Origin of the sequence: Bacillus sp. N13C7 (genome assembly GCF_026790065.1) — a bacterium.
Classification (GTDB): Bacteria; Bacillota; Bacilli; order Bacillales; family Bacillaceae; genus Bacillus.
The window spans coordinates 368,200-387,242 of sequence record NZ_JALAMO010000001.1; the positions used below are offsets into that span (position 1 = coordinate 368,200).

General features: G+C 45.6%; 17 protein-coding genes and 1 other annotated feature. Of the genes, 6 read left to right on the top strand and 11 right to left on the bottom strand.

All coding sequences use genetic code 11. The annotated features are described in order from the left end of the window. Positions 1-57: 57 nt before the first annotated feature. The 7 genes from MOB98_RS01860 to MOB98_RS01890 all read right to left on the bottom strand — a co-directional run bounded on the left by MOB98_RS01860 (position 58) and on the right by MOB98_RS01890 (position 7,382). Positions 58-1,245: a cytochrome P450 gene (locus tag MOB98_RS01860; RefSeq protein WP_268359476.1), complete on the bottom strand. Its 1,188-nt coding sequence runs from the start codon at positions 1,243-1,245 to the stop codon at positions 58-60. 69 nt (positions 1,246-1,314) lie between these two features. Then, complete coding sequence (bioB, locus tag MOB98_RS01865) at positions 1,315-2,322, bottom strand: biotin synthase BioB (protein ID WP_268359478.1); 1,008 nt, start codon at positions 2,320-2,322, stop codon at positions 1,315-1,317. Positions 2,323-2,324: 2 nt separating this feature from the next. Continuing rightward, positions 2,325-3,020, bottom strand: a complete 696-nt coding sequence (gene bioD, locus MOB98_RS01870; RefSeq protein ID WP_268359479.1) for a dethiobiotin synthase — start codon at positions 3,018-3,020, stop codon at positions 2,325-2,327. After that, positions 3,017-4,186 (bottom strand): 8-amino-7-oxononanoate synthase, encoded by a 1,170-nt coding sequence (bioF, locus tag MOB98_RS01875; protein ID WP_268359482.1) that lies wholly within the window; start codon positions 4,184-4,186, stop codon positions 3,017-3,019. Before bioF ends, bioD begins: the two co-directional genes overlap by 4 nt. Continuing rightward, positions 4,176-5,522 (bottom strand): adenosylmethionine--8-amino-7-oxononanoate transaminase, encoded by a 1,347-nt coding sequence (gene bioA / locus MOB98_RS01880; protein ID WP_268359484.1) that lies wholly within the window; start codon positions 5,520-5,522, stop codon positions 4,176-4,178. Before bioA ends, bioF begins: the two co-directional genes overlap by 11 nt. Next, positions 5,512-6,288 (bottom strand): 6-carboxyhexanoate--CoA ligase, encoded by a 777-nt coding sequence (gene bioW / locus MOB98_RS01885; protein ID WP_268359486.1) that lies wholly within the window; start codon positions 6,286-6,288, stop codon positions 5,512-5,514. Before bioW ends, bioA begins: the two co-directional genes overlap by 11 nt. Before the next feature lie 194 nt (positions 6,289-6,482). Then, the gene (locus MOB98_RS01890) at positions 6,483-7,382 is read right to left on the bottom strand and encodes a dienelactone hydrolase family protein (RefSeq protein WP_268359489.1); all 900 of its coding nucleotides are present in this window, start codon (positions 7,380-7,382) and stop codon (positions 6,483-6,485) included. A gap of 216 nt (positions 7,383-7,598) precedes the next feature. On the opposite strand from MOB98_RS01890, the gene MOB98_RS01895 reads away from it, so the two are divergent. From MOB98_RS01895 to melA, 5 genes are read left to right on the top strand one after another with little or no spacing between them, the layout of a single operon-like run. Beyond that, the gene (locus MOB98_RS01895) at positions 7,599-8,633 is read left to right on the top strand and encodes a LacI family DNA-binding transcriptional regulator (RefSeq protein ID WP_268359491.1); all 1,035 of its coding nucleotides are present in this window, start codon (positions 7,599-7,601) and stop codon (positions 8,631-8,633) included. A gap of 33 nt (positions 8,634-8,666) precedes the next feature. Then, entirely contained in the window at positions 8,667-9,944 is a 1,278-nt protein-coding gene (locus MOB98_RS01900; RefSeq protein ID WP_268359493.1) for an extracellular solute-binding protein, read from the top strand. Beyond that, positions 9,941-10,852, top strand: a complete 912-nt coding sequence (locus MOB98_RS01905; protein ID WP_268359495.1) for a carbohydrate ABC transporter permease — start codon at positions 9,941-9,943, stop codon at positions 10,850-10,852. The genes MOB98_RS01900 and MOB98_RS01905 overlap by 4 nt, the downstream gene beginning before the upstream one ends. Continuing rightward, positions 10,849-11,679, top strand: coding sequence for a carbohydrate ABC transporter permease (locus tag MOB98_RS01910; RefSeq protein WP_268359497.1), 831 nt, complete (start codon positions 10,849-10,851; stop codon positions 11,677-11,679). The genes MOB98_RS01905 and MOB98_RS01910 overlap by 4 nt, the downstream gene beginning before the upstream one ends. Positions 11,680-11,697: 18 nt before the next feature. Continuing rightward, the gene (gene melA / locus MOB98_RS01915) at positions 11,698-12,996 is read left to right on the top strand and encodes an alpha-galactosidase MelA (RefSeq protein ID WP_268359499.1); all 1,299 of its coding nucleotides are present in this window, start codon (positions 11,698-11,700) and stop codon (positions 12,994-12,996) included. A gap of 21 nt (positions 12,997-13,017) precedes the next feature. Here melA and MOB98_RS01920 read toward each other — a convergent pair whose 3' ends face one another. The 3 genes from MOB98_RS01920 to MOB98_RS01930 all read right to left on the bottom strand — a co-directional run bounded on the left by MOB98_RS01920 (position 13,018) and on the right by MOB98_RS01930 (position 16,622). Beyond that, positions 13,018-13,329: a rhodanese-like domain-containing protein gene (locus MOB98_RS01920; RefSeq protein ID WP_003237998.1), complete on the bottom strand. Its 312-nt coding sequence runs from the start codon at positions 13,327-13,329 to the stop codon at positions 13,018-13,020. Positions 13,330-13,444: 115 nt separating this feature from the next. Continuing rightward, positions 13,445-15,859, bottom strand: a complete 2,415-nt coding sequence (gene leuS / locus MOB98_RS01925; RefSeq protein WP_268359502.1) for a leucine--tRNA ligase — start codon at positions 15,857-15,859, stop codon at positions 13,445-13,447. A gap of 109 nt (positions 15,860-15,968) precedes the next feature. After that, positions 15,969-16,183, bottom strand: a binding site (T-box leader). Positions 16,184-16,286: 103 nt separating this feature from the next. Next, positions 16,287-16,622, bottom strand: a complete 336-nt coding sequence (locus tag MOB98_RS01930; protein ID WP_003246114.1) for a DUF4257 domain-containing protein — start codon at positions 16,620-16,622, stop codon at positions 16,287-16,289. A 402-nt stretch (positions 16,623-17,024) separates the two neighbouring features. Between MOB98_RS01930 and MOB98_RS01935 the strand changes: the two genes are divergently transcribed. Beyond that, positions 17,025-17,810 (top strand): blue-light photoreceptor, encoded by a 786-nt coding sequence (locus MOB98_RS01935; RefSeq protein ID WP_268359505.1) that lies wholly within the window; start codon positions 17,025-17,027, stop codon positions 17,808-17,810. A 31-nt stretch (positions 17,811-17,841) separates the two neighbouring features. On the opposite strand, the gene MOB98_RS01940 is transcribed toward MOB98_RS01935, so the two are convergent. Next, positions 17,842-19,035 carry an MDR family MFS transporter gene (locus tag MOB98_RS01940; protein ID WP_268359507.1) on the bottom strand — a complete coding sequence of 398 codons (1,194 nt, stop codon included), beginning with the start codon at positions 19,033-19,035 and terminating at the stop codon, positions 17,842-17,844. Positions 19,036-19,043 lie beyond the last annotated feature (8 nt).

A 19,043-nucleotide genomic window follows, 5' to 3' on the forward strand; every position in this document is an offset into this window, starting at 1 on the left:
TATAGATTGCCCATTTTCGGCGGGGCTGACACTTTTTTGGCACTCACATGCTTAGGGTTATTCAAAAGTCACCGGCAGCTCCTCAAGCGCCCGAAATCCAAAAAGCGGCCGGTATCGCCATTCACAATCAGCCAGTTGAAGGCCGGGCATTCGCTGCAGCAGTGTATTGACCGCAATTTGTGCTTCTAATCGTGCCAGCGAGGACCCCATGCAAATATGATGGCCATGCCCGAATGAAAGGTGCGGATTAGGGCTTCTCGTCATATCGAAGACATCGGGGTGCGCAAATATGTTTGGATCTCGATTGGCAGCCCCTAACAGAAGATAGACTTGTTCCCCTTGACGGATTGTCACCCCGCTAATGTCAATATCTTCTGATGCAACTCTGGCAGTCATTCGCGTGGGGCTTTCATAGCGTAAACATTCCTCAACTGCGGTATCAATAAGATCTGGGTTTTCTTTTAGCTTCAAAAGCTGTTGTGGGTGCTGCAGCAGACAAAGAATTGAATTGCTGATGAGATTGACGGTTGTCTCATGTCCGGCGATCGCCAGCAATATGCACGTCGATGCCGCTTCCTCTTCCGTCAGCTTATCCTTTTCTTTCCCCCTCAAGAGCATGCTGATCATATCCTGCTGCGGCTGCTGTTTTCGCTTTTGAATCAGTTCTCTAAAAAATGCCATAGCCTGTACAGCGGTATGATTGCCCTCTGTTAGTGCCTTTCTTGACCGGGTAAAATCAATCGTTTGAATGAGACTTGCAGCCCATTCTTTTAATTGCTCCCTATCTTCCTCCGGTACACCTATGATGTTAGCGATGACGAAGCTTGCTAAAGGAAAAGCAAAGTCCGAAATGACCTCCATCTTTTTTTTGCCTTGCACTTGATCAAGTAAGCGGTGGACAGTTTCTTCAATATACGAACGATAGCATTCTGTCATTCTCGGCGTAAACGCTCCGCTGGCCATCGTCCGCAATCGCCTATGATCAGGCTGGTTCTGAAACAGCATCATCTGTTTTTGTACACGTGTAAGGTCCTGATATTTGGTTGTTCTCTCGGGCAGCGGGGGGCGGACTTTGAATCTGGTATCCTTCAAAATGGCTGCCGTTTCTTCATATCCTGTGACATACCATCCCGGATATTTCATGAAGCTCCCTTTATAAATCGGATGAACAGCGCGCAATGTTTCGTAAAAAGGGTATGGGTTTTTCAAAAACCCAGAAGATGCAGTTGAAGATGCAATAGTCATGTGAACCTTCTCCTTTCTATTCAAAAAGAAAAGCAATCGACATCACACCGATTGCTTTTATTGAATCTTTCAGCTTTTGGCACTTAAACTGGCCTTCATTTCTTCGACTGATTCGATTTCAAAGCCTAAATCATTCAGCATTTTATGGTCCTCCGTTTCTTCCTGCCCGGCAGTCGTTAAGTAATCTCCGACAAAAATGGAGTTAGCGGCATAAAGCCCTAATGGCTGCAATGAGCGGAGATTGACCTCTCTTCCTCCTGAAATGCGGATTTCTTTTGACGGATTAATAAAACGGAACAGTGCCAGCACTTTTAAACAATACAGCGGGTTTAATTCGTTGACGCCTTCTAATGGCGTGCCGTCAATCGCATGCAAAAAATTCACCGGAATGGAATCCGCGTCAAGAGCCTTCAAGCTTTTTGCAATGTCGATGACGTCCTGTTTCGTCTCCTTCATTCCGATAATGGCACCGGAACACGGAGACAGTCCCGATTCTTTTGCGATTTCAACTGTATTGACCCTGTCATCGTATGTATGTGAGGTCGTGATGTTTGAATGGTTTCTCTGTGACGTATTCAAATTATGATTATAGCGGTCTACTCCGGCATCTTTGAGCCGCTTCGCCTGCTCCGGCTTTAACAGTCCTAGACACGCACACACCTTCAGTCCATACGTCTCTTTAATTTCCTGCACTGCGTCAACGACCTGATCCACTTCTCTATTTGAAGGTCCTCTGCCGCTTGCCACGATGCAATATGTGCCGATATTCAGATCGTGCGCCCGCTTTGCGCCTTCAAGCAGCGTTTCCTTATTCACCATCCGGTAAGACTCAATCGGCGCTTTCGAAATCGCAGACTGTGAACAATAGCCGCAATTTTCCGGGCAGAGTCCTGATTTCGCATTCATAATCATATTGAGCTTTACTTTTTTTCCATAAAAGTGTTTTCTGATGTGAAAGGCCCCATGCATCAATAGCAAAATATCCTCATCAGGACAATGTAATATTGAAAGCGCCTCTTCGTCAGTTATTTCTGCGCCGGCCAGCACCCGGTCTGCGAGTTCCATCCATTGATTCATTCTCATACCCCCACTTGATTCATCAGTAATGATAGGTTGATATGGTCTTTTGCCATATGCAGAACCGTTTCTTTCGTCACGTTGGCAAGCTTAGGCGTAACCCCTAAAATCGGCACATCGCATAATCGCTCAATTATCTCAGGATTGGTTTTTTCGTCATCATCAGGAGAATCACTGATTCCATTGATGACAATGCCGGCGATTGGAAGACCCATGCTTTTTGCATATTGAACAGTTAAAAAAGTATGATTAATGGTTCCAAGATGAGGACGAGCCACAATGATCATGGGCAGCTGCAATGCTTTTATGACATGACTGACCAAATAATCCTCTCCCAATGGTACAGATATACCGCCCGCACCTTCTACGATAAAGCATTCATGTTTTTCTCTTATTTGCTCCCAATGGTTCAAGACCTCTTCCATGCTGACAGCCTTTCCCTCCAGCTTCCCCGCGACATACGGCGCAAGCGGCGCTTTGAAGGCAAAAGGCGTAATATCTTCATGAGATAGACTCGTTTGTGATGTGTCTTTCAGGAGACTAGTGTCGCTCTTTGGATGATGACGAGATATACCGCTTAAAAAAGGTTTAAACACCCCGACATCTCTGTTATGTGCTCTCAATAAAGCGGCAAGACCGCTGGATATAACTGTTTTCCCCACTTCTGTATCTGTTCCTGTTACAAAAAAACCCCTCAAATGATGTGCAGCTCCTTTCCGATTGAATGAAATGATGTCAGCAAATAATCGATATCACTCGCCCTGTGGTCAGCAGTGATGGTTAACCGAATCCTGCTTTCACCTGGCGGTACGGTCGGCGGCCGTATGGCAGGGGCATAAATCCCTTTTTCCTGAAGCTTTTCAGCAAATGTGACCGTTTTACGGGTATCGCCGATGACCACGGGGATAATCGGCGTACGGTCTCCCTTTACCAGGTAGCCCATGTTCTTCAAACTGGTTCTGATCGTCTCGATATAAGAAAACAAAAGCTGCCGTTTCTCCCCGCTGGCTTCAATGATGTTGAAAGCCTCATAAGCCGCCGCACATATGGCTGGCGGAATAGCAGTTTGAAAGATAAATGTTCTGGCATGGTTCAGCAAAAAGTCGATAAAAATCGCCGAACCGGCAGCATAACCTCCTTCCGTGCCAACAGCTTTGCTTAAGGTGCCAACCACAATGTCAGGACAAACGCCAAAGTATTCACTCGTACCTCTTCCTGATTCACCCAAAACACCTGTGGCGTGGGCATCATCAACGATTACGAAAGCATGATATCGTTTGGCAAGTGAGATGAGCTGATCGAGAGGGGCAATCGTGCCATCCATGCTGAATACGCCGTCTGTTACGATAAAACGGCGCTGATAACGCCATGTTTCGTTCAGCTTGTTTTCAAGATCATCCATATCAATATGCCGATAAACAACTGTATCTGCCTTAGACAGGCGGCACCCGTCAATAATACTCGCATGATTGAATTGATCACTTAAAATGACATCTTCCTTATCCGGCAATGATGAAAGGACACCGACATTGGCCAAGTAACCGCTCGAAAACAGTAAAGCTGCTTCCGTCCGTTTAAAGCCGGCAATCTTTTTTTCAAGCTTTTCATGCCAAATGGAATTGCCTGTCGTTAAACGCGAGCCGCTGCTTCCCACCCCAAATTGCTGCAGTGCTTCTTGGGCTGCAGAGATCAAGCGGCTATGGCTTGCGAGTCCTAAATAATTGTTTGAAGACCAGACTGTTTGATTTGTGCCATTCATTTTCCTCTCTGGAATGGGAGCCCCATTCATTGGCTGAAGCTTGCGGTATATGCCGGCTTCCTTCACTCTGTCTAACCGCTCGTTTAACCAGGCGTCAATCTTCAAGGCTGGTAACCTCATGGATCGCTTGTTTCATGATGGCAACCATTTCCTCGAGCTCTTCGGTTGTGCTGGCGAGAGGAGGCAGAAATGCAATCACGTCCCCAAGCGGCCTTGTCAGCATGCCAAGCTCTCGCATCTTTAAGGAAACTTTGTATCCAACCCGCCGATCAGCAGGGTAAGCCTTTTTGGTTTCCTTTGACTGAACGAGCTCTGCGCCGCACATAAAGCCGAGCTGGCGAATATCTCCCACGTGAGGAAGCGTGTACAGATCTTGCAGAAGGAAATGGAGTTTTTCACTTTTTTGCGCTACTTGTTCCACAATGTTTTCAGATTCAAACAATGCCAGATTTTCAAGTGCAACCGCACAGCCGAGCTGATTTCCTGTGTAGGAATGACCATGGAAAAAGGTTTTTTGGTTTTGATAATCATCATAGAATGCCTTATAGATGTCTTCAGCGGCAAACGTAACGGCAATTGGCAAGTAGCCTCCTGTAATGCCTTTGCCGGCAGCCATCAGATCGGGCTGGACATTCTCGTGCTCACACGCAAACATTTTTCCGGTACGGCCAAATCCGGTGGCCACTTCGTCAACAATCATTAAGACATCGTATGTTGTACATAGCTCGCGGACGCCCGCCAAATATCCCTCCGGCATCACGATCATACCGGACGCTCCTTGAACCATTGATTCAATGGAAAGCGCGGCAATTTCCTCATGATGTTCCTCGAGCAGCTGTTCAAGCTCTCGCAGGCACTCGTCACGGCATTCATCCGGATCACCGCTTTCAGAGCGATATACATAAGGAATCGGAGCCTTGTAACTATCGAACATTAACGGCCCGTATACGCGGTGGAACAGTTCAATTGAACCGACACTGACGGCGCCAATCGTATCACCGTGATAGCCATTTTTCATTGCGATGAATGTTTGTTTCTTGGGCTTTCCGATGTTCTTCCAATATTGAAACGCCATTTTTAGGGCGATTTCCATCGCTTCTGCGCCGCTGTCTGAATAAAAGACGCGCGTGAGCTTTGTTGGACTGATATCAATTAATCTTTCGGCAAGCTGCGTTGCAGGAACGTTGGTCATGCCCAATAACGTAGAGTGCGCGATTTTTCCAAGCTGCTTTTTAATCGCGTCATCTAATTCCTTTTTGCGGTGTCCGTGGACATTAAGCCAAACAGAAGAAAACCCGTCATAGTATTCCTTGCCGTTTATGTCTTTGACTTTGATCCCAGCACCGCTTTCGATGATTAAGGGGTTTTCATCATAATCTTTCATTTGGGTAAACGGCAGCCAGAGGTGCTTTTTACTTTTTTCTATCAAATCATGAGTCATGATCTTCCTCCCACTCTATTAAAATAGGCTGCTTCTTCAGAACATGTATGTACGTGTTTACATCGTTGGAGCCATCAATAAAAAAGATGCGGCAGCCCTCTTCTGTCCCGTATTCTTTCATTGCTGTAATACGCTGATAGCCCATTTTTTTACCCGCAACGTAGCCTGTTATGTAATCAGGGTCATCCGACCAGCACAATTCTGCAACGGCGGCCGGGTGCTGGCTGACCTTTGAAGCGAGTGCGAGGGCTTCTTTTATTCTTGGATGTGCCGCTACGTGACAGTGGAGCGCCCATTTTTCAAAATTGGCGTCCTGCCAATCCATTCTGGATACCCGCACCCCTTTTCCTTTTGTTTGGTCAATCCGCTTGCCCGAGTGAATATCAAACACCACCGCTCCCCTGACACCCGACCATTCAGGGATTTGGTCATAGGCTTTTTCAATCACTTCTCGCGGAACGCCCTCTCTTTCCAATAACAAGCGGGCAAGCTTTTGCCCCTCTTCCGGGGAGCTTACTTCATTTGTATGCACTGCCAATGGCTGAATGGTTTTTATCGGTTCATGAACTTCTTCAAATTGAATTTGCATAAAATCAGGTTTTCCTCTTGAATGGGATAATCCTTTTTCTAATAAGGCATTGACTGTACGCTTCATCTCACGGAAAGGAATCAGCCGTTCTCCTCCGGAAATATGCTTTCCGCCGTCTTCATGAGATCCATTCATAGAGGCCCTCATTCTGACACTATAAAATGTTTCATCTTGCATCCCTTCTCGCCCTTTCACTGATAACTGAAGAAAGCGATCGCTTCCGCCCTAAATGTTAACTAAATATAAATTTAGGTTAACAATTAGAATATTATTATTCACGAACGATTCTGTCAATAGGAGAAAGCATTTAGCAGATGGTGAAAAAGAAACAAAAAGACCGTTTTAACGTAAAACGGTCCAGCTTTGATTTCTTATAGCCACTTTTGCAAAAATTGGACAGCTGCATGTCTCATGACTGCCGTTTCGAAATGCCCCGAAGCAGAACGGACCACCTGATAGCACTCAGAAGCTCCCTGTCCAGCATAGACAGCTGTCAATTCTTTTTCGATTTTGCCCACACCCTCAGCCGGCGTTAACCGGTCGTGTTCACCAACAAGGCTTAGGTGCGGGCGCGGCGTGATCAGGCTTTGGATCTCCGATGCGGAAAAATGCTTTGCAAGCGACGGGACATAGTAATAAAAGCCATGCCGGTCTAGATTCTGTGTTTTGATCAGTACGTGATGATCTACTTGGCTGCACAAGTCCACGCACACCTTAATCCGGTCATCAAGCGCCGCTGTCCACCATGCCATCAACCCTCCCATAGACATGCCGATGGTTCCGATTCTGTCAGACAGGACATCAGGACGAGACTGCAAATAATCTAATGCTCTTAAACTGTCATAAATCATCATGCCCCACATCACTCTGCCGGTCAGCAACATTTCTTTGAAAATCTCGCTTTCCGCTTTTCCTCGCCGATCTCCAAATCCCCAATGATCAATTGAAAGAATGCTATACCCGAGAGACGTCAGCTCATGAGCATAAGAAGGCGCTTTTAAATAATCTGCTCCTTCAATCAGTTCATTTTTCCCCCTGTCATACCGGCCGCCATGGGAATGCTGGAACAACACGGCTGGACAAGGTCCTTCTGCTGACTCCGGCTTTACAAAATAAGCAGGCACCTTTTCATATCCGTTTAAATCAAGCAGGAGCGTTTCAATGATATGTCCTTCTCTTTTTTCTATACACAATGCCTCTGCACTGATTGGCCTCTGATCTGGCAAATCTCCAAGCAGCCGAAACAGCTGCTTTCTTTTTTCGTTTTTCATTCCATCCCCCTCCTTATTCGCTTACTTCACATTTACGAGACAGATTGGGTTTCCCCTTTATTTTTCTAAACCACATCAGATCATTTACTAAATATTTAGTAAATATAACGAAATATTCCGAAAATAGTTATTGTAACCGCTTACTTCCATATGATAGTATCAATTTATCAAAAACAGATAAGTTAACATTTTACTAAAAAGATGAGAGGGATACCCATGGTTCGGATTAAAGATATCGCCTTAAAAGCTAATGTTTCCAGTGCAACTGTATCCAGAATTTTAAATGAAGATGAGTCGCTGACAGTTGCAGGTGAAACGAGACAAAGAGTCATCAATATTGCCGAAGAGCTTGGCTATCAAACGGTTGCCAAACGCCGGAAAGCCCGCGGGCAAAAACAGCGGGCCCAGCCGCTGATCGGCGTGCTGAGCTGCCTGTCCCCCGATCAGGAGCGGCAGGATCCTTATTTTTCTTCAATTCGCAAAGGCATTGAAAAAGAATGCTTTGAACAGGAAATTTTCATTACGAATTCGATTCATCTCGGTTCCTTTCAGGAGCATATCTTTCGGGAACTGGATGGTGTTATTGTCATCGGCCGTGTTCATGATGAAGCGGTTAAGCACATCAGCGGAAGGCTGGAGCATGCCGTATTTATTAATCATTCTCCAGATCCGCAAGCATACGATTCGATTGGCATTGATTTTGAATCCGCTTCACGACAGGCAATCGAATACCTTTTCGATCTAGGCTACAAACGGTTAGGCTACATTGGCGGACAGGAAAAAGAGCATACGCTGAAGGACGGACAAAGCATTCGCAGAACCATTGAAGACAAGCGCCTCACCGCCTTTTTGGAGTTTGCCGCCCCCCAGCCTGAGCATGTGCTGGTCGGAGAATACAGCATGCGTGAGGGCTATCGCCTGATGAAGAAAGCAATCGCTCAAGGCAATCTGCCGGAAGCATTCTTTATCGCCAGCGATTCCATGGCGATTGGCGCATTAAAAGCACTCCAGGAAGCCGGATTGCAAGTGCCTCGCGATACAGCGATCGTCAGCTTTAACGGCATTGAAGAAGCTGAGTTTGCCAGCACGCCTTTAACGACGGTGAAGGTATACACAGAGGAAATGGGCCGTACAGGCGTAAAACTGCTGCTCGACCGCCTCAATGGCCGAACGCTTCCCCACCGCGTCACACTGCCCACAACATTAATCGTGAGACAAAGCTGCGGATGTACGGCTAAGGGGGTGACATAAGAAAAGATTCATCACGATGATAAGGAGGAAAAGATGAAACACATATTTGTTTTATTTCTCTCTCTTATTCTGCTTATGCTGCCCGGCTGCTCAGCAGAGAAAAGCTCAGCAGATACCGCAAAACAGACGTTAACCATTTATTCTACAATGTCAACCGACACTGAAAGAGATACGTTCAGAAAATTGGCGGCAGCGTTTGAAAAGGAACACAGTGACATTCGTGTCAGCCTTCATTTCCCAGGCAATGACTATGAAAATATGATGCGTGTGAGAATGGCTGCCAATGACTTGCCCGATCTTTTCGATACACATGGCTGGGGAAAAATCAGGTACGGAGAATATACCGCCGATCTCCGTGAGATGGAATGGACTCAAAACCTTGACCCAAATTTAAACAGCATCCTCAAAAATAAGAATGGAAAGGTGTATGGCTATCCGATCAATCAGGCAAAAGACGGTTTGGCGTATAACCGTAATATTTTAAACCGTTACGGCATTGATCCGCCGGAAACCATGGATGACTTTATGAAAGCGCTGAGAACGATTAAAGAAAAGAGTAAGGGAAAGATTGTGCCCTTCTGGTTTGCTGGATATGACAAAAGCTCATTCGCCCAATATTACGACCAATTCGCTACACCTCTTCTCATCACAGATCCTGCCCATAATGAAACAAAACAGCTCATCAACGGTACTTTTCAATGGAGCAAATTCACTTATTTATCAGAGATCCTTAAACAAATGCAGAAAGAAAAACTAATCAATATTGACGCTGTAACTGCAAAAAAATCACAGCTCATTGAATTAATGGCCCAAAACAAAATCGCCTTTACGATGCAAGGCGGCACACTCGGCCAAGACGTTGCCCAGATCAATCCGAACGTCAAGGTCGGCATTATCCCGACACCTGCCATACATGCCGATGATGACCCAATATGGATCGGCGGGGAACGCTATACGCTTGCAGCATGGAAAGATTCGCCTCACTTAAAAGAGGCAAAAGAATTTATCGCATTTATGGCCCGTCCCGCAAATGCCAAACAAATGGCTGAGGCCACGTCGCTTCCTTCGGGTCTGACTCATGTAAAAGCTGATATTTTTTACGCAAACGATTATGAGTATTATCAAGATGTCAAAGTCGAGCCTTACTTCGATCGGTTATACCTGCCAAACGGAATGTGGGATGTCCTTGGCACGGTCGGGCAGGAGCTTGCGGCTGACATTTTGACGCCTCAAGAGATTTCGAAAAAGCTGGGCAGAGAATACAAACGACTTCGGGAGCAATCGGAAACACAGGGAGCTGAAGAACAATGAGTGAGATCGCAAGGGACGTTCATGTGAAACAGGTTAAGCCAAAAAAGCAGTCCTCACTTTGGTGGATGTATATTCCTGCTTTGCTCTCCGTACTGGTCTTTATGATTTATCCGTTTGTGAAAGGCGCATTGATCACCTTTACAAACTGGAACGGCTTTTCACAAGTCTACCAATGGGTGGGATTCGCGCAATATGAAAGGCTGTTTTCTGATCCTGACACCTGGCACATCTTAAAAAACACACTGCTTTACGGGCTCGGCAGCACCTTTTTTCAGAATGTGGTTGGACTCTTGTACGCCCTGCTATTGAATCAAAGCATCAAAATGAAAGCGATAACTAGAACAATTGTGTATTTGCCGGTCATGATCAGCCCGCTCATTATGGGCTACATTTGGTACTTTTTCTTCTCCTACGACGGAGGCGCGCTCAACGATTTACTGGGTGTATTCGGCATCAGCCCGATCAATGCGCTCGCCAGTCCATCACTCAATCCATGGATCATTGTCATGATTAACACCTATCAATATGTCGGGATTGCTATGGTTGTCTACTTAGCAGGCCTGCAAAGCATTCCAAAAGACTACTATGAAGCGGCGCAAATGGATGGAGCGAAACAAGGGCAGCAGTTTTTCACGATCACGCTGCCGCTGTTAATGCCCTCAATCACGATTAATATGGTGATCAACATTATCGGAGGCTTAAAGCTGTTTGACGTCATTATCGCGCTCACCGCAGGGGGGCCCGGAAATGCGTCGCAGTCCATGTCCACATTTATGTATGATTTGTACTTCAAACGGCAGGATGCCGGTTATGCCGCAACCCAAGGCATATTTATGGCATTTGTCATTTTGATCATCAGCTTTTGTGCGCTAGCGTACTTTAAAAGAAAGGAGACGGAAATGTCATGAAAACCGCCCGTTCAAAAAACATGCGGATCATTACGATTCTTGCCGCCATTGTCGCCTGTGCGCATTTCATTCCTTTTTACATCCTGCTGACCACTTCATTAAAAGCAAAAGGGGACTACAGTTCGAAATGGCTGTTTCCAGCCGACATCTCCTTTCACAATTTTTCAGACGCATGGGAGCGCGCTTCGCTCGGAAACTCTTTTATGAACACCATCATCATCACTGTTTTTTCTGCCTTGTTATTGATCGTATTCGGCTCACTTGCCGCCTACCCTCTTGCCCGGCGGGAAACGAAGCTGAATAAAGCCGTTTTTGCCCTGTTGATTTCCATTATGATCATCCCTCCATTAACGTCCATGGTGCCTTTGTACCGGATGGTCGTGGACGCCGGAATGGTCAATACACACGCTATCGCCATTTTGATCAATACAGCCGCTTATATGCCGTTAACCGTATTCTTGTATTCAGGCTTTATCCGTTCGACCATTCCAAAAGAGCTTGAGGAAGCCGCAAGAATTGACGGCGCAGGCATGCTGAAAATCTTTTTTACGATCGTGTTTCCTCTGCTGAAGCCGATCACTGCGACAATCTGTATTATTTCCTGTGTCTTCATATGGAACGACTATCAATTCGCCATTTTCTTTTTACAAGATCAAAAGGTACAGACATTAACAGTTGCCATGGCAGGTTTTTTCGGAGAAAACGCCAACAACCTGCATTTAGTTGCCGCAGCCGCGCTCATGGCGATGCTGCCGATGGTTATTCTGTTTTTGGCGCTGCAAAAATACTTTATTGCCGGCCTGTCATCCGGAGCGGTAAAGGGATAACATTAAGGAGGAAGCATTATGAAAAAAATCACATTTATCGGTGCAGGAAGCACCATCTTCGCGAAAAATGTTTTGGGAGACTGCTTATTAACAGAAGCGCTGAATGGATTTGAATTCGCCCTATATGACATTGATCCAAAACGCCTGCGGGAATCCCAGCTCATGCTTGAAAATCTGAGAGACCGCTATAATCCGAGCGTTGCCATCAACAGCTACGATGACAGAAAACTAGCCTTGCAGAACGCAAGCTATGTCATCAATGCGATCCAGGTTGGCGGATATAAACCAAGCACAGTCATCGATTTCGAGATTCCCAAACGGTACGGGCTGCGTCAGACGATTGCCGACACAGTCGGAATCGGCGGGATCTTTAGATCACTCAGAACAATCCCGGTCTTATTTGATATCGCAAAAGATATGGAGGAAATGTGCCCGGATGCGTGGTTTTTAAATTATACAAATCCAATGGCCACTCTTACAGGCGCCATGCTCCGCTATACGAATATCAAAACAATCGGGCTTTGCCACAGTGTTCAAGTGTGCACGAAGGATTTATTCAAATCTCTCGGAATGGAGCATGATGGAATCGAGGAACGCATCGCAGGAATCAATCATATGGCCTGGCTTTTGGAAGTCAAAAAAGATGGTGCAGATCTCTATCCGGAAATTAAAAGAAGAGCAAAAGAAAAACAAAAAACAAAGCATCATGATATGGTGCGGTTTGAATTGATGGATAAGTTCGGCTATTATGTGACGGAATCCTCCGAACACAACGCAGAATACCACCCTTACTTTATTAAACGGAATTATCCCGAGCTGATCAGCGAGCTGCAAATCCCGCTTGACGAATATCCGAGAAGATGCGTGAAACAGATTCAAAATTGGGAGAAAATGCGGGATGATATCGTCAACAATAAAAACCTTACGCATGAACGTTCAAAGGAATACGGTTCGAGAATTATAGAAGCAATGGAAACAAACGAGCCGTTCACCTTCGGGGGAAACGTCTTGAATACAGGACTGATTACCAATCTGCCTTCAAAAGCGGTTGTAGAAGTGACATGTGTCGCTGACAGAAAAAAAATTACGCCGTGCTTCGCCGGCGAACTGCCTGAGCAGCTTGCAGCCTTAAACCGGACCAATATTAATACACAGCTGATGACAATTGAAGCCGCTGTTACACAGAAAAAAGAAGCGGTCTATCAAGCTGCAATGCTTGATCCGCATACAAGCGCGGAGCTTTCCTTGAATGACATCATCTCCATGTGTGACGACTTATTTGAAGCCCACGGTGATTGGCTGCCGGAATACAAATAAAAAAACTAGGGACCGCTTCCCCTAGTTTTTTGGTTTTGTTTCGCCTTCCCAGGCCATCATGCCGCCTTCAACATTGACTGTTTTAAAGCCTTGCTCATCCAAATACCTGCAGACATTCATGCTGCGCATTCCTGAGCGGCAGATAAACACGTACTCTTTGTCTTTATCAAGGGTATCCATTTTTTCAGGAATATCTCCCATGCGAATATGAACAGCTTGCGGGATCATGCCTTCCGCAACTTCTTCATCTTCTCTTACATCAATTAAATATAATTCTTCGTCCGCCTCAATTTTTTCTTTCAAAGCGGCTGTGCTGATTTCTTTTATTTCCAAAGAAAACACTCCCATTCACAATAATCATGTTCAGTATATCAAAGTCAGCCTGACGATTGCTATTCAGAGACTGATGAAAAAAATCCCCTTTTGGCAAAGGGGATTTTTTCTAGGCTTAGTTTGCCACAATATTGACGAGCTTACCAGGCACCGCGATGATTTTTCGAATCGTTTTGCCTTCAAGCTGCTCTTTGACCTTTTCATCTGCTTGAGCAAGCTGTTCCAGCTGTTCTTTCGTCGCATCGGCAGGAACCTGTAATTTCGCTTTTACTTTTCCGTTCAGCTGAACAACGATTTCAACTTCATCATCCACAAGTTTCGTTTCGTCATATACAGGCCAAGCTTCGTATGCAATCGTGCCGGAATGGCCAAGCTTCTCCCAAAGCTCCTCCGCTAAGTGAGGCGCGACAGGAGAAAGAAGCTTCACAAAACCTTCCATATATTCTTTCGGCAGCTCTGCTGCTTTATACGCTTCATTAATAAAGACCATCAGCTGGGAAATACCCGTGTTGAAACGAAGGCCTTCATAATGGTCTGTCACTTTCATGACTGTTTCATGATACACACGCTCTAAAGTTTCACCGGCGCCTTCAACGATTTTGCCATTTAGCTCACCATTGTCTTCAACAAACAGGCGCCATACGCGATCTAGGAAGCGGCGCGCGCCGTCTAAGCCTGATTCAGACCAGGCAATTGAAGCATCAAGCGGTCCCATGAACATTTCGTACAATCTCAGTGTATCAGCGCCGTGAGAAGCAACAATTTCGTCAGGGTTGACAACATTCCCTTTAGATTTACTCATTTTTTCGTTGTTTTCGCCGAGAATCATTCCTTGATTGTACAGCTTTTGGAACGGTTCTTTCGTCGGCACTACACCGATATCATAAAGGAACTTATGCCAGAAGCGGGCATACAGAAGATGAAGCACGGCATGTTCTGCACCGCCGATATACATATCAACCGGAAGCCATTTTTCCAATTTCTCTGGTGATGCCAGCTGATCCGGATTGCGCGGATCAATATAGCGCAAGAAATACCAGCAGCTTCCCGCCCATTGCGGCATTGTGTTCGTTTCTCTTCTTCCTTTTTTCCCTGTTTCAGGGTCTGTGACTTCCACCCACTCTTTAATGTTCGCAAGCGGTGATTCGCCTGTTCCGCTCGGTTTGATTTCATCCGTTTTCGGTAAAATCAGCGGCAGCTCCTCTTCCGGCACAGCCGTGGATGTTCCGTCTTCCCAATGAATGACCGGAATCGGCTCACCCCAATAACGCTGGCGGCTGAAGAGCCAGTCGCGCAGACGGTACGTCACTTTCTTCTCACCGTTTTTCGTTTCTTCCAGCCAAGCGATCACTTTCTCAATCGCTTCCTGCTTGTTAAGGCCGTTCAGGAAATTAGAGTTCACATGCTCGCCATCGCCAGTGTACGCTGCTTCCTCAACGTTTCCGCCTTTCACGACTTCCTTCACCGGAAGGCCGAATGTTTTAGCGAATTCAAAATCACGCTCATCGTGACCAGGAACAGCCATGACAGCACCTGTTCCGTATGAAGCAAGAACATAATCCGCAATCCAGATCGGCAATTTTTCTCCGTTTACAGGATTGATCGCATAAGCTCCGGTAAAAACGCCTGTCTTCGTTTTCGCAAGATCCGTACGCTCAAGATCACTCTTAGATTGAATTTCTTTAATATATGCTTCAACAGCTTCTTTCTGCTCTGCTGTTGTGATCTTTTCCACCAATGCATGCTCTGGGGCAAGTACAGTGTATGTAGCGCCAAACAGCGTATCTGGTCTTGTCGTAAACACTGTAAAGGATTCATCATGTCCATCTATAGCAAAATGAACGTGGGCGCCTTCTGAACGGCCGATCCAGTTGCGCTGCATATCTTTAATGCTTTCCGGCCAGTCAAGCTCTTCCAAGTCTTCAAGAAGCCTGTCCGCATATGCTGTAATTTTCAGCATCCACTGCTTCATTGGGCGTCTTTCAACCGGATGGCCGCCGCGTTCGCTCTTGCCGTCAATGACTTCTTCGTTGGCAAGAACCGTTCCAAGTGCAGGGCACCAGTTTACAGGCACTTCGTCAACGTAAGCAAGGCCTTTTTCGTACAGCTTTAAGAAAATCCATTGCGTCCATTTATAGTATTCAGGATCAGTCGTATTGATTTCACGATCCCAGTCATATGAGAAGCCAAGCGACTGAATTTGGCGGCGGAAATTATCGATATTCTGCTTCGTAAACACAGCAGGGTCATTCCCTGTATCAAGCGCGTATTGTTCTGCCGGCAGGCCAAATGCGTCCCAGCCCATTGGATGAAGAACATCATAGCCCTGCATGCGCTTCATGCGGGATAGGATATCCGTGGCTGTGTATCCTTCAGGATGGCCGACATGCAATCCCGCTCCAGACGGATAAGGGAACATGTCCAGCGCGTAAAATTTTTGTTTTTCATTATGATCAAGAGTGGCAAATGTTTTGTTTTCAAGCCAATATGTTTGCCATTTCTTTTCTATCTCTTTGTGCTGAAAACTCAAAGTAAAAACCTCCTTCTGATTGAATACGGCGTGTATGGTTCAAGTATTGACGGGAAGGAGAGAATTATATTCAGAATATTCCCAAACTAAAAAAAACTCCCTCATCCCAAAAAGGGACGAGAGACTTTCGTTTTCCCGCGGTACCACCCTCGTTAGCGCGGCATTCGCCGCACTCACTTGATACTTTTAACGCAGTTATGCGTCAGCGGCTTTTCACCGCTGCAACTCTGAGGTGAGTTCAGAAACAAACTTGATTGACTTTCACCAGCCGTCAACTCTCTGCAACAATATCTGCTTCTTACTGCTCCTCTTCATTGTTCTTATCGCAACCGTAATCTTAACTGTATTTTATAGAATTCTGTTCATAAGTGCAAGCAGGTTTGTATACAATGGGAATGTACCCTGAACGGGCGGAGATTGAGGACAATTATTCGGGTGGAGTTTTGGTTTGACGTTTGGACTCGGCCGGTTCGCCGCCGCTGTTCAGTTCTCTTACAAAGTCAAAACTTCTGAGAACAGCTTCACCGCCGTAGCCTGAGATAATGGATAAGATGACAAGTTGAATTCCTGAATCGGGGTCAGCGGATAATACAAGTAAAATGGAAGCCGTCATGCCGATAAACCAATCTTCCAAAAATCCAAGGTAGATAAACCGCTTCGTCATTCTGGGCTTCTCCAGCCTGCCTCTCTTTTTCACATGACCGAGAATCCCCATGATTCCTCCAATTACACAAGCAATGAGTACCTGATGCAGCATCTTCATCATCACCTTCCTAAAGCCCTTATTTCGTAAAGCGACTTCAGGCCATCCAGCCCCCTTAAACGATTCCGATGATTTTCGATATCTACATACTGGCAAATCTGAAAAAGCTTGTTTCTTCCATTATATGTGAACACATGATCGGTAAGCTTGATGCATTAGATTCATTTTTCACCCAGTGACATTGACCTAGTCACTTATTAAGCTTATACAATATTCTTCCGTTCATATGTTCAATCTCTGTTCTTATTTTTAGTGTATACGAGGACAAGCCCGAATGACAAACAACAAACTGCGCTTGCTTGAATCAGAACATGTGTTGTGCTACGGTTACTGTAGAATTCATTAAAAAAAGGGGAATACCAGGCTTTCGCGCAGTTAGCAGACAGCCTAAGGGGGATTTATATGGCTAGTTTTCAATCATTTGGAGTACAAGGACAGATGGAAGTCATCAAAAAAGCGCTTGATCACGCGCGGGTCGGTGTGGTGATTACGGATCCCGCACTTGAGGACAACCCTATTGTCTACGTCAATCAAGGCTTTGTTCAAATGACCGGCTTTGAAGCTGAGGAGATTTTAGGAAAGAACTGCCGCTTCTTACAGGGGAAACACACAGACCCCGCTGAAGTATCCAACATCAGAACCGCACTGCAAAATAAAGAGCCGGTTACTGCACAGATCCAAAACTACAAAAAAGACGGAACAATGTTCTGGAATGAATTAAATATTGATCCGCTCGAGATCGAAGGCAAGACCTATTTTGTTGGAATTCAAAAAGACATCACCCAGCAAAAAGAGTATGAAAAGCTTCTAGAGGATTCCCTCACTGAAATAACTGCACTTTCAACGCCGATTGTCCCGATTCGCAACGGCATTTCGGCTCTTCCGCTGATCGGCAACCTGACAGAGGAACGATTTAATTCCATCGTCTGCACATTGACGAATATCTTATCAACATCCAAGGACGATTATTTAATCATTGATTTATCAGGATTGGCACAAGTAAATGAACAAACCGCCGACCAGATTTTCAAGCTGAGCCATTTGCTGAAATTGACCGGAACTGAACTAATCATTACCGGCATTAAGCCTGAATTAGCCATGAAAATGAATAAACTGGATGCCAATTTTTCATCGCTGAAAACATATTCAAATGTAAAGGATGCCGTTAACGTGCTCCCGATAATGTAAAAAGATCCCGCTCATCCGGCGGGATCTTTTATTATGAAGACATTGATGCCTGCTTATTTGTTTCTTTAGCCGCTTTTATCCGTTTGTCATAGAAAAGCGTTGTGGCAATACTGATCATCAGCAAAACCAAAAGAGATAAAACAAGTGCACGGATGCCGTAATGGTCGACAAGCACCCCTCCGAACAGCGGACCAATCATTCTGCCGCCTGTCGCCGCGCTGTTGACAAAGCCTTGATAAAATCCTTCTTTCCCTTTGGGGGCAAGCTGGTTGGCAATCGTCGGCACCGCAGGCCAAACAAGCATTTCCCCGATGGTCAGAATCACCATCGCAGCCAGAAACATGGGAAATTGCTTTGCCGTCAGCAGCATGCAGTAAGACACAATAAAAATGATAAAACCGATGACCATTTGCGCTTTCAGGGACTCCGCCCATTTTTTCACCACAAAGCTGACAAGCGGCTGGCCAAGCACAATTAAAATTCCGTTAACCGTCCACAGCACACTGTATAAGGAAAGAGAGATTCCAATGCTTTGTGTGTACGAAGCAATCGTGGTAGACCACTGAGAATAGGCCAGCCATCCAAGCACATAGCCGCTGCTTAATATAATGAGTGCAGCAAATTTTGCTTTGCTGTTTACAGCATCATAATCAAGCACAGACGTTTGAGACGCATCTTTCGTCTGAATATTTCGAAATCCGAAATATACGATAAAGAAAAAGACCAGATACAAAGCAGCATTCGCCAAAAATACATATGAAAACGAGAATGACGCCACGACACCGCCAAGCGCTGAACCGACCGCCACACCCGCATTTTGCGCGACATAAATCGCATTAAATGCCTTCCTTCCGCCTTCAGGCCATACCGATCCCGCCATTGCGTAGCTGGCCGGAAAAACAACACCAGAACCAAAGCCCACAATCGTCAGCAGTATAATATAGGCCGGCCAATCATGAAAAAAGACAAGGCCCATCAAGCTTGCCAACGTAATCGCAATCCCAAGCATAATCGATTTAAAGCCGCCGATTTTATCAAACAAAAAACCGCCGCATAAGTTTCCAGCCACACTGGCACCTGAATTCAGCATGAGGACAAGCCCCGCTACGGTTAATGACTTTCCTAAATGATTGTGGATATAAATCGTATTCAGCGGCCATAAAAAAGAAGCACCCGTCACATTAATAAACATTCCAATAATTAAAATTTTAAGAGCACGCGGCATACTCATCC

Coding starts and splice junctions, on each gene's coding strand:
- bioW (WP_268359486.1), bottom strand. CDS start 6,288: ATGCAAGATGAAACATTTTATAGTGTCAGAATGAGGGCCTCTATGAAT.
- MOB98_RS01860 (WP_268359476.1), bottom strand. CDS start 1,245: ATGACTATTGCATCTTCAACTGCATCTTCTGGGTTTTTGAAAAACCCA.
- MOB98_RS01900 (WP_268359493.1), top strand. CDS start 8,667: ATGAAACACATATTTGTTTTATTTCTCTCTCTTATTCTGCTTATGCTG.
- MOB98_RS01935 (WP_268359505.1), top strand. CDS start 17,025: ATGGCTAGTTTTCAATCATTTGGAGTACAAGGACAGATGGAAGTCATC.
- bioB (WP_268359478.1), bottom strand. CDS start 2,322: ATGAATCAATGGATGGAACTCGCAGACCGGGTGCTGGCCGGCGCAGAA.
- MOB98_RS01940 (WP_268359507.1), bottom strand. CDS start 19,035: ATGCCGCGTGCTCTTAAAATTTTAATTATTGGAATGTTTATTAATGTG.
- MOB98_RS01910 (WP_268359497.1), top strand. CDS start 10,849: ATGAAAACCGCCCGTTCAAAAAACATGCGGATCATTACGATTCTTGCC.
- melA (WP_268359499.1), top strand. CDS start 11,698: ATGAAAAAAATCACATTTATCGGTGCAGGAAGCACCATCTTCGCGAAA.
- bioA (WP_268359484.1), bottom strand. CDS start 5,522: ATGACTCATGATTTGATAGAAAAAAGTAAAAAGCACCTCTGGCTGCCG.
- MOB98_RS01895 (WP_268359491.1), top strand. CDS start 7,599: ATGGTTCGGATTAAAGATATCGCCTTAAAAGCTAATGTTTCCAGTGCA.
- MOB98_RS01930 (WP_003246114.1), bottom strand. CDS start 16,622: ATGAAGATGCTGCATCAGGTACTCATTGCTTGTGTAATTGGAGGAATC.
- MOB98_RS01905 (WP_268359495.1), top strand. CDS start 9,941: ATGAGTGAGATCGCAAGGGACGTTCATGTGAAACAGGTTAAGCCAAAA.
- MOB98_RS01890 (WP_268359489.1), bottom strand. CDS start 7,382: ATGAAAAACGAAAAAAGAAAGCAGCTGTTTCGGCTGCTTGGAGATTTG.